Genomic DNA, 10,817 nt, shown 5'->3' on the forward strand with positions numbered 1-10,817 from the left:
TTGCTGTTGCTTGTAATAATGAAACAAATGACCCTGATACACAAAAACAAAATGAACCAAACAATAGCAACAAGAATAATAACAATAATAATGCCAAGAATAATACTTTGCAATCAGTTAATCAAAAAAAATTAGATCATTTGCGCGTTGAAAATTATGAAACAATTTTAAATAATGCAAAAACATATGATGATCGGGAAACTATTAAAGATAGTAAGGATCTAATTTTTCAATTTGCGAATCCTAAAGAAACTCTTGTTAGAAAAGATGGTTATTATGAAATGACATTTAATCTTGCTAATGGAGAAAATAAAAATGTTGCAGTTGTCTTAGGACCAAGAACCGGAGCTGTAAACGCATCTAATACTATCAACTCTACATTAACTAAAATTACAGGTGAGGAAGGGGTAGTTCAATTTAGAAATTTATCAGCTGATAAAGAATATAAAGTTATAGGTTTAATTGTTTTAAATAATGACAAAAATATTGACAAAGTAATTAATGTTCAAATTCCAACTAAAGCAAATAGAGTTAGTAAGAAAGCTGCTGATGATGCTTGAGAAGAAAGCCAAGAAGAAGCACATAGCCATGCACCATCTGTGTCTGCAACAATTACTACAGATGCTAAAATTGGTGATAAATTCTTAAAGCAAACATCAGTTGATATTCCAACACCTGAGCATGCTTTTAGAGAAGTGAAAGATGGTAACTTTGTATTAACATATAGTTTAACTTATCGTAACAACTTATGAACAAAAGCATATATTATTGAAGATGGTGAAACTGATGAAAGTAAGGTTTTAGCATCTGATGTTGTATGAATTGGAAAAACTATTGCCAATGCAATGTTTAAAGGAGTAAATCCTAATAAAAAATACCGTCTTCATAAAATTGAAATTTTTGAAAAACAAGATGCTGAACAACTTGTACAAACTATTCCTTCAGATCAACTAAAATCATTAGGTACAGTCGAAAGAAATAAAAATTTGGGTAACCCTAATGTTTCAGGAATTGTAATTAATAATGCTGAAAGACTTTTATATAATTGATCAAACTCACAAGCTGCAAGATTAGAACTTCGTATTCGTTTAAAAAATCCTAAAAACTTTATTGGTAAAAGAATAACTGCAAGATTAGCGACTTCACCAAGAGAAAACCTTAAAACAAAGCTTGATGACTTGGGTGGTATTGTATATAGTGATGTGGAATATGGAAATGATTATGTAGATAAATATGGTATAGCCCACCTACATTTTTCTACATATATTAGATGAAAAAAAGATTATTTCTTAGAATTATTTGAAATATATCGTCGTAAAGCAGAAGATGGTGATCAAGAAAGCGAAGCAAATACTGATAAGGGTTCTTTAGCATTTGATAATTACTTACATCAACAAGTTAGAACACCTCCTCATAAACTTGATGGTTTTGATAATACAGCAACATTAGTTGTTGATCCAAATGATGATATTTTCGATAATGATAGAAATACTAAAAAAACTGTTAAATTTGAAAATCTTGGGCCTTTAACTTTTGATAGAACTGTTTGAAACTATTCTAAGAAGTTAGCTAATGTTCCTGAAGATGCTTTCTATGATCCAGTTGCAGGTATTGGTCAGCCGCGTCATTATTATGGAAATGTGAGAATTATTCACGACACTAATAATCCAAGCTTAACAGCGATTGATAATTTAGAAGAAGATACTTATATTGAAATTACATTAAAAGATCGTAGTAATGGCAAAATTGTTAGATCTAAAAAAGCATTAATAACTAAAAATGGTAAAGCTCATGTTGTATTTGCTTACGTAGATAGTCCAGATCCAGAAATGCCTAATGATTGAGTTGAACTTGCACATGAATATGACATTGAAGAAATTAAATTTTATCGTGCTGTTCAAAAAGAAAATTCTGAGTATGAAGAATATGATTACCATGAATTAAAAAATATTGAAATCAATATTCCATCAGATAGACACATAACAACTAAAATTTAGATTTTGTTCTAAAGTAAACAAAAAATGAGCAATTAAACGCTCATTTTTTTTATTTACTTCTCACTCTTCAACACAAAATCAAAACCCAATAAATAAACAGTAGCTACTATCTCATCAACAGTAGCTGATCTAGATAATACACTAATAGATCTTTGGATATTATGAATATAAGATCCAATAGTTAAATAGTTCATTTTATGGGCATAAATCTTAAAAACAGTATTAGCTGTTATTAAATCTAAAAATATATAATGATTAATAATATGATTATGACTATTAGCTAATTTAATAGCTCTAACTTTAGGATCTACTAAAGCATCAAATTGAAGTGAACCTAATAGATTAATAGAACTATCACTATAATCATTATTAGTTTGATAACTTATTAATCCAGCACAGTTTTGATCTACAAAAAAACATTGTTTAGCTAATAAATAAGAATAATTAACTAATGGTTTAATTTGTTCTTTATTAATAGAGATGTTTAAAGCACAATCACTCATAAAGATTAATTCATTATCTTTATACATTACCATAGTACTATAAGCAGTACTATTGTCTGGATTCTTTAATAATTTTAAAATACTACTAAAGCAAGATTTAGAATCATAAATAATTCCTAGTATTAAAATATCAACATAATTTAAACCAATTAAAGCTGATGCAAAATTAATTGGATTTGATTCAATAGATCTATAAGCATCTTTTAAACTTATATTATCTTTATTTTTTCTTTGCTCATAATAAAACAAAGCACACTTCTCTTTTATTGATTGATCATTAAAATCAAATAATCTAAAAACTTTAAACAATGATTGATCAAGCAATTCTATTGCTTGATCTAAAACATCACTCTCTTCAATAATTAATAACTTAATTTGTTTTTTATATTTCTTCTTTAATAGATTATGTCATTGTTGTACTAAAAACATTATTTAAAACCCTTTATAATGTGCTTCTTTAGCTTTTAAGCTAGTACTAAGTATTATAATATAGAAATATGTTATATTATTTTAAATAACAACAGTAAAGGAATAAAGATATGGATAAAAAATACATATGAGATTTAGATAGTATTTTAGGTTCACAAACCTTAGAAGAACTATTTGATCAATATGAACAACTAAAACAAAAAACAATTCAATCATATCAAACATTTTTAGATTCAAAACAAAACTTCATTGATTGAATCAAACTAGATGAAGAATTAGAAATCGTATCAAACCGTTTATATAACTACATTAGTAATAATCTAAATACTAATGTAGTAGATCAAACTTGAAATGGTTGAACACAAAAGTTTACAGCTAGTTATTATGAACTAACTAGTGCACTAAGTGGATATAGTACAACATTAATTAATAATGAAGCTAAAGTAAGAGAGTATTTAGCTGATCCAGCTATTAGTGCTTATACTAAGAAGTTTGAAAGTATTCTTCGTTATAAACCATACACTCTTAATGAAAGAGAAAGTCAACTTTATACTTTATTAACTCGTCAAAATGGCGGATTCCATGATGTTTATTCTACATTTACAAACAATGATATGGAGTTTGAACCTGCTTTAGATAGTAAAAACAAAAAACATCAAATTAATAATGAAGCAGATGCTTTTATGTTATTAAAGAGTAAAGATCGTACATTAAGAAAAAATGCTTATGTTTCAATGTATAATGCTTACTTTAAAAACAAAGAAACATTAACCCAATTACTTTATAATAACTACTTATATTTAAACCAACAAGCTAAAGCTAAAAACTTTGAAGACTATATTGCTCAAACGGCGTTTGATGATGAAGTAGAAAAAAGTTTAATTCCACACATTTATGAACAAGTTAAAAAATATAAACCTGTTTATGAAAAGTTTAATAAACTAAGAACTACATACATTAAACATCTATTAAAAATTAATAAAGTTGAAGCTTGAGATCGATCTGTTCCATTAACTTCTAAAAATGTAAATATTGAAATTGAAGAAGCTAAACAATTAGCTTTAGATTCATTAGCAATTTTAGGTGAAGAATATAAATGATATATCCAAAAAGCATTTGATGAAAATTGAATCGACTTCTTACCTAAAAAAGGAAAACGTGGAGGAGCTTATTCAATTGGTGGAACTAAAGGAATGGATAAATACTTCATCTTAATGAATTATGATAATTCAATAAGAGCTGTACAAACTTTAGTACATGAACTTGGTCACTCAATGCACTCACTATATTCAAACAAACACCAACCAATTTATAACTCATACAAGATTTTTTATGCAGAAATTGCATCTGTAATTCATGAAGCTTATTTAAATGGTTACTTACTTAAGAAGTATGAAAATGATCTTGAAACTAAATTAATGATTTTAGATGAAATGATTTCAGGATTCTTTGCAACTACAACAAGACAAGTTATTTTCTCTGAGTTTGAATGAAAAGCTAATGAATGAGTTAATAATGGTGAACCATTTACTTCTGATAAAGTAATGAAAGCTTATGATTTAATTCAAGAACAATATACTGGACTTAAACCACTAGCTAAGTTCCACCCAATTAATTCATTACAATCAATTACCCCATTAAGAATTCCCCACTTCTATGTTGGTAACTTCTATGTTTATAAATATTCAATTGGACAAGTAGCTGCTTTAATTGCAGGTCAACGTGTACTTGATAATGCTTCTGATGCTAAAACTAATGTCTTCAACTTCTTATCTTCAGGTGGTTCAAAAACACCATTAGATACAATTAAATTACTTGGTGTTGATTTAACAAAAGAAGAACCATGACAAGAAGCTTTAAGTATTTGTGCTTCTTGATTAGAAGAATATGAACAAGTAGTTAAACAATTAACTTCTAAAAACAAAAAGTCTAAATAATAATTAAATAGCTATCATTTTGATTGCTTTTTTTAGATTATTAAAAATATCTTCATTACTTAAATGGTGTGTGTAAGTATCTACAAACACCATTTTATCTACTGGTAATAGATCTATATAATCTTGATCTTTAATTTGATAATACCCTAAGTGAAAATAGATTTCACTACTACTAAAATCTCCTTGATTATCTAAGTAATTAACAGAAGATATCTGGATCACAAAACAGACTTGATCATTACTAAAAACTAGATTAGTAAATAAAGCGATCTGGTCATAGTGTGGATTAGATAGGGTTTTAATAAATCTAAAGTTATAATTATTTAAGATATTAATACAACCATTTAATAAATCATTATAATTCTTTTGAAATTCTAGATAATATTCATTATTTTTATCTGGATCATAATTAGGTATTAAATATTTATTAAATTCATAAAAAGCCATAAAACACCCTCTTTATTAATTACTAATTTATTATTGATAAGTTTACTAAATAAAAGATAAGAAAAAATATTAAGATATGATTAACAAAAAGCAAAATAAGGTTTTTGAATGTAAAGCATTAAAAGATATTATTACTAATCAAAAACTATCTTTATCATTGACTCAAAAAAAGATAAGTAGAAAAAACAAATTATTGTTTGTTTTTTTAGCATCCATTTTTATGGCAGGAATTGTTTTTGCTATTTGAATCTGAAATCTATCTTATGCATCATATACTGATTTCGATAAATTAGTTGATGTTAAGTATGATCTTCTAGTTTCACTTAAATTAGTTTTTAGTGGTCAATATTTAGAAGAGAACAAAATTGAATATATTAATTTACAGTCAACGGTTTGGATTAGTGTAGCTAGTATTTTATCTGGGATTGCTTTATCAGTAGCTGGGTGTGTGACTCAATCATTAACTAAAAACCCATTAGCAGACTCAGGAACACTTGGAATTGTTAATGCAACAGTGTTTATGGTAGTTATTGCTTTTGCTTTAAAGTTTAATGTTGCTGAAACATTTAATAAATACCATATAACAAAAACAGATATTGTTATTTTATTTGCTTTTGCTGGTGGTTTATTATCTTCATTAATGTTATTTATTCTAGTTTTTGGAGCAAGTAAAAAACTATCTTATATTAAGATCACTTTAGCTGGATTAGCAATTGGCATTTTCTTTAATACAATTACATACTATATAAGAATCCAAAGTACATCAGGTTCTCAAATTAACTTTTTATATGTATTAGGCGGGGCTGAAAACATCTTTAATACACATACAGAAGCTTATAAAATACTATGAATTAGTGCTATCTTAATTTTAGCTGGAGTAATGTTAGCTTATATTGTTTCTCATAAGCTAACATTAATTGAAATAGGAGATGAAAAAGCTAAGAATTTAGGAACAGCAATTATTCCAATTAAAATAGTGGCTATTATCAGCACAATCTTCTGTATTGCTCCTTCAATTATGTTAGTTGGTAATGTAGCTTTTGTTGGACTGTTTACACCACATATTATTCGTAAAATCTTTAGTACTAGAGACTATCGGATTGTGATGCCACTATCAGCTTTATTAGGGGCAATCTTAACTTCTTTTGGTGTTGTTCTATTTAAAGAAGTTCAATATGTTAACTCATCAATTTGAATGACTATTATTGGAGCACCAACATTAGCTTATGTTGGTTGAAGACATTGAAACCGATAAATTTATAAAATATACCCTTTTACTCGTATAAAGTAGAGGGGTGTATTTTTATTGTGTTGGAAGAGTATAAATTTAATAAGAATAAATATTTATGATATTTAAATTAATAATAAACAATATAAAATAATTATCTATTAATGATTTTAAATAAGAGTATAGATTTTCCTACGTTTCCCACTTAATTATAAAAAATATAGGAAAATAGCCCCTATATTTTTAATAAAATATAAAATAATATACTTTTATGCTTAAATTATGATATAATAATTGTATGAAAAAGAAAGCATCTGAAGTAAAAAGACAATGGATAACATCCATTTCACGAGTTAAAAAGGGTGAATATTTATCAATCGGTATCCCTAAACCAGACAACAAAGGATTTGTTATGAGATTTGGTTATGGTTATATTGAAGATCTAAAACAATTTGATCCAGAACCCTTAAAAGTTATAAAAGCAATTATTTCAAATTTCCCTTTATCTTTAACTAAAGAACAAGCAAGGACAGAACTAAATAATATTTTCAAAAACAAGAATATGATTAAAAGGGAGGCGTTTGAAAAATTTAAAGGTCTTGAAATTGTTGATAAATTATTTAGTTATTTCGATATCTTCCAAGATTGTAAAACTACAAAATCTACAACACTTAAAGATGTTGTTTTACAAATGATTTACCAAAGAATTAAAAATCCAATAAGTGTTTATAACACTTATAAAACAATGAAAAAAGAGAATTTACAAACAGCTTCGAAAAATTCATTTTATCGTTCTCTTGATTATATTTCTGAAAACAAAGACAAAATCCTACAAAATATTAATTCAAAAATAAAAGTTAAAATTAATCGAAATATTAACATCTTATGATTTGATTCAACAACAACTTATTTCGAAACTTTTAAACGCCAAGGTTATATGATGCCAGGGTATTCAAAAGACGGAAAATTCAAAGAAGATCAAATAGTTATTGGAATGGCTACTGATGAAAATGGTATCCCTTTACACTACAAAGTTTTTCCTGGAAATTGTGCAGATGCAAACACTTTCATCCCGTTTATGTTAGAAATAGCAAAAATTTATGGTGTAACAAATGTAACCATTGTTGCTGATAAAGGAATGAGTATAAATAAAAATATAAGATTTTTAGAATCGATGAATTCAAAATATATCATTTCTTATCGAATGAAAACAGGAAGTAAAGAGTTTAAAGAATATGTTATTAACGAAGATGGTTATCGATCAGAAGATGGCATAAAATACAAAACTAGACAAATAACATCTCTTTACAATAAAAAAAGACCAAATGGTCATACAAGACAACAAATTATCACTTTTAGTGATAAAAGAGCTTCAAAAGACAAAAAAGATCGTCAAATTTTAATAGAAAACTTCACTAAGAAAATGGATAAAGATCATCTTGTATCTTGCGAAGATTTAGCTGGAAGCAAAAAATATCGGTTCTTTAAACCTATTGATAAAGGTGCATACTACGAATTAGATAAACAAAAAATAATTGAAGATGAAAAATATGATGGCTATTATGTCTATGAAACGAATCGAACAGATTTAAACATTAGTGAAATAGTTGGATTATATTCTAAGCAATGACAAATTAAATCAAACTTTAGAACCCTAAAAGGAGCATTATCACTAAGACCGATGTTCTTATCAACTTGAAAACATATAACAGGTTATATATGTTTATGTTTTATAGCATTAGTTTTCTTAAATTATCTTATTTACATAATCAATGATAAATTAGGATTAGAAGGAAAAGATAGAATAACTGAACATAAAATAATTAATGTTATTAAAGATGTTAAAGAAGTCGAGACCTTTATAAATAAGCAAAAGGTTAATGTAATACAAATATTTAACGATGGGGTATCAGAAAGCTGAGAAACATATAAATTATTATTAGAAATTTTAATAAGAGAAAACATAGCATAAGATTGTTGAAAAAAACTTACGCTATGTTTTTTATTTTTATACTTAAGTGGGAAACGTAGGAGGGGTGTATTTTTATTGTGTTGGAAGAGTATAAATTTAATAAGAATAAATATTTATGATATTTAAATTAATAATAAACAATATAAAATAATTATCTATTAATGATTTTAAATAAGAGTATAGATTTTATATAATAAAATGTAGTCTATGATTATATTGTTAAATATAGATTTAATGAATAGATATAAAAAACCAATAAAATAGATTTAAAAGGGTTGTCGGTATAAGTTGAAATTTAAAATTATTTCAATTGCAATATCTTAACTATCACAAAACATAATAAAAGGGGAGAAAATACAATGAATGATAAGAAGTTTAAGATCTTAGATTTGTTTTGTGGTGCTGGTGGGTTTTCTTATGGTCTAGATCAAATAGATGGATTTAAAACATTGATCGGATTAGATCATAATCAACAAGCTTTGGAAACATTTAAACATAATTTTCCAGATGCTAAAACTATTTGTGGTGATGTTTCGGATTCAAAAATAAAAGATCAGGTTGTTGAATTATCTAAAAAAGCTGGGATTAATATGATTATTGGCGGTCCGCCATGTCAAGGATTTAGTTTAAAAGGCAAGAACCTTGGTTTAGATGATCCAAGAAACTTTTTATTTCTTGAGTATTTTGATATTGTTAAAAGACTTAGACCCGAAATTTTCATCATAGAAAATGTAAAAAATATGATTGCATCAAATAATGGATTTTTTATTGATCAAATCTATGAAAAATTCACTGCATTAGGGTATACCTTAAGCCATGGAGTTGTTAATGCATATAACTTTGGTGTGCCACAAAAACGAGAAAGAGCAATTATCATAGGTACACTAGATTCAAAACCAATATCTTTACCAAAAACAAATAACGCTTCTAAAACAACTGTTAGAGATGCTATATCTGATTTAGCTTATTTAAACTCTAAAGAAGGATCTGATAAGTCAGAATATATCACATCCCCTGAATCTACATATCAAAAATTAATGAGAAAATGTGCTGGTTTTTTATACAATCACAAAGCATCTAATCATTCAACTAAAGCATTAGAAAAATTAAAACTAATCCCGCCAGAAGGTGATAAAAGTTATCTGCCTGTTGATTTACATGGAAGACAACAATTTTCATCAACTTGATCAAGACTTATTTGAGATGAACCTAGTCCAACCATTGACACTAGATTTGACACACCCTCAAACGGAAGAAATTCACACCCATTCTTAAACAGAGCTATTACACCAAGAGAAGCTGCTAGAATCCAAAGTTTCCCTGATAGTTTTATATTTATCGGAACAAAAACTGCAATTTGTAAACAAATAGGAAATGCAGTTCCACCATTAATGGCAAAAGGTATTGGCGAACATATTAAAAAATATTTAAAAGAGAGTAAATAATGATACAACTTTTTAATGCTGACGCTTATTCTAAAATAAATGAATTTATTAAAAACGGAATTAAAGTAGACCACATAATCACCGATCCACCATATAACATTTCACAAAAAAATAATTTCAATACACTTAAGAATCCACGAAAAGGTGTAGACTTTGGTTCGTGAGATGATGGATCATTTGACTTATTCTCTTGGATTCCTAAATACTCAAAAATATTAAAAAGAAATGGTAGTATGATCATTTTTTGCTCATACAGATATATTAGTTACATCATTGATGCTTTAGAAAATGAATCAACTGGTATGGTTGTCAAAGATGTTTTAATATGACAAAAATCAAACCCGATGCCAAGAAACATTAATAGAAGATATGTCCAAGATATGGAATTTGCAATTTGAGCTGTTAAGAAAAATGCAAAGTGAACATTCAATAAACCAGATAGTCTTCCTTATTTAAGAGGGATGTTTAAATACCCAGTTGTTTTTGGTAAAGAAAAATTAAATCATCCCACTCAAAAAAGTTTAAAGTTAATGAATCAAATCATTCAAATACACACTAATCCAAATGATCTAATTCTTGATCCTTTTATGGGAAGTGGAACAACAGGAGAAGCTGCTATTTCTAATGGGAGAGATTTTATTGGAATAGAATATGATAAAAACTATTACTCACTAGCTGCAAAAAGATTGAAATTCAACAATGTTGGTTCTGAAAAGAGTAAAAAATAATGATGAATATAATCGATTTATCAACAACAGAAATTAATGAAGCCTTAGCCTATGTTTTAGGATTAATATATCCATTGTATAAGGAAAAAATAATTGGTTCAAAAGAATATATACTAGGTAGTATAAATCAC

Annotated in this window: 8 protein-coding genes; 6 read left to right on the plus strand and 2 right to left on the minus strand. The window is 27.0% G+C overall.

The features are described 5' to 3' along the window. The coding region (locus tag UDIV_RS04435) for a hypothetical protein (RefSeq protein WP_038101695.1) at positions 1-1,997 on the plus strand (1,997 nt) is incomplete at its 5' end. A gap of 53 nt (positions 1,998-2,050) precedes the next feature. On the opposite strand, the gene UDIV_RS00480 is transcribed toward UDIV_RS04435, so the two are convergent. Further along, positions 2,051-2,929 (minus strand): phosphate acyltransferase, encoded by an 879-nt coding sequence (locus UDIV_RS00480; RefSeq protein WP_051749359.1) that lies wholly within the window; start codon positions 2,927-2,929, stop codon positions 2,051-2,053. Positions 2,930-3,039: 110 nt separating this feature from the next. Here UDIV_RS00480 and pepF point away from each other — a divergent pair, with 110 nt between their 5' ends. Continuing rightward, on the plus strand, positions 3,040-4,866 hold the full coding sequence (gene pepF / locus UDIV_RS00485) for an oligoendopeptidase F (protein WP_038101701.1): 1,827 nt from the start codon (positions 3,040-3,042) through the stop codon (positions 4,864-4,866). Positions 4,867-4,869: 3 nt separating this feature from the next. Here pepF and UDIV_RS00490 read toward each other — a convergent pair whose 3' ends face one another. Beyond that, entirely contained in the window at positions 4,870-5,313 is a 444-nt protein-coding gene (locus UDIV_RS00490; protein ID WP_038101703.1) for a hypothetical protein, read from the minus strand. A gap of 76 nt (positions 5,314-5,389) precedes the next feature. Between UDIV_RS00490 and UDIV_RS00495 the strand changes: the two genes are divergently transcribed. From UDIV_RS00495 to UDIV_RS04715, 4 genes are all read left to right on the plus strand, one after another. Next, on the plus strand, positions 5,390-6,568 hold the full coding sequence (locus tag UDIV_RS00495; RefSeq protein ID WP_081847787.1) for a FecCD family ABC transporter permease: 1,179 nt from the start codon (positions 5,390-5,392) through the stop codon (positions 6,566-6,568). 271 nt (positions 6,569-6,839) lie between these two features. Then, positions 6,840-8,513 carry an IS1634 family transposase gene (locus tag UDIV_RS00500; protein WP_038101705.1) on the plus strand — a complete coding sequence of 558 codons (1,674 nt, stop codon included), beginning with the start codon at positions 6,840-6,842 and terminating at the stop codon, positions 8,511-8,513. Between the two features lie 359 nt (positions 8,514-8,872). Next, positions 8,873-9,958: a DNA cytosine methyltransferase gene (locus UDIV_RS04710; RefSeq protein ID WP_038101708.1), complete on the plus strand. Its 1,086-nt coding sequence runs from the start codon at positions 8,873-8,875 to the stop codon at positions 9,956-9,958. Then, positions 9,958-10,686 (plus strand): DNA-methyltransferase, encoded by a 729-nt coding sequence (locus UDIV_RS04715; RefSeq protein WP_038101711.1) that lies wholly within the window; start codon positions 9,958-9,960, stop codon positions 10,684-10,686. The genes UDIV_RS04710 and UDIV_RS04715 overlap by 1 nt, the downstream gene beginning before the upstream one ends. The last annotated feature ends 131 nt before the right edge of the window (positions 10,687-10,817 follow it).

Source organism: Ureaplasma diversum NCTC 246 (assembly GCF_000731915.1).
Classification (GTDB): domain Bacteria; phylum Bacillota_I; class Bacilli_A; order Mycoplasmatales; family Mycoplasmoidaceae; genus Ureaplasma; species Ureaplasma diversum.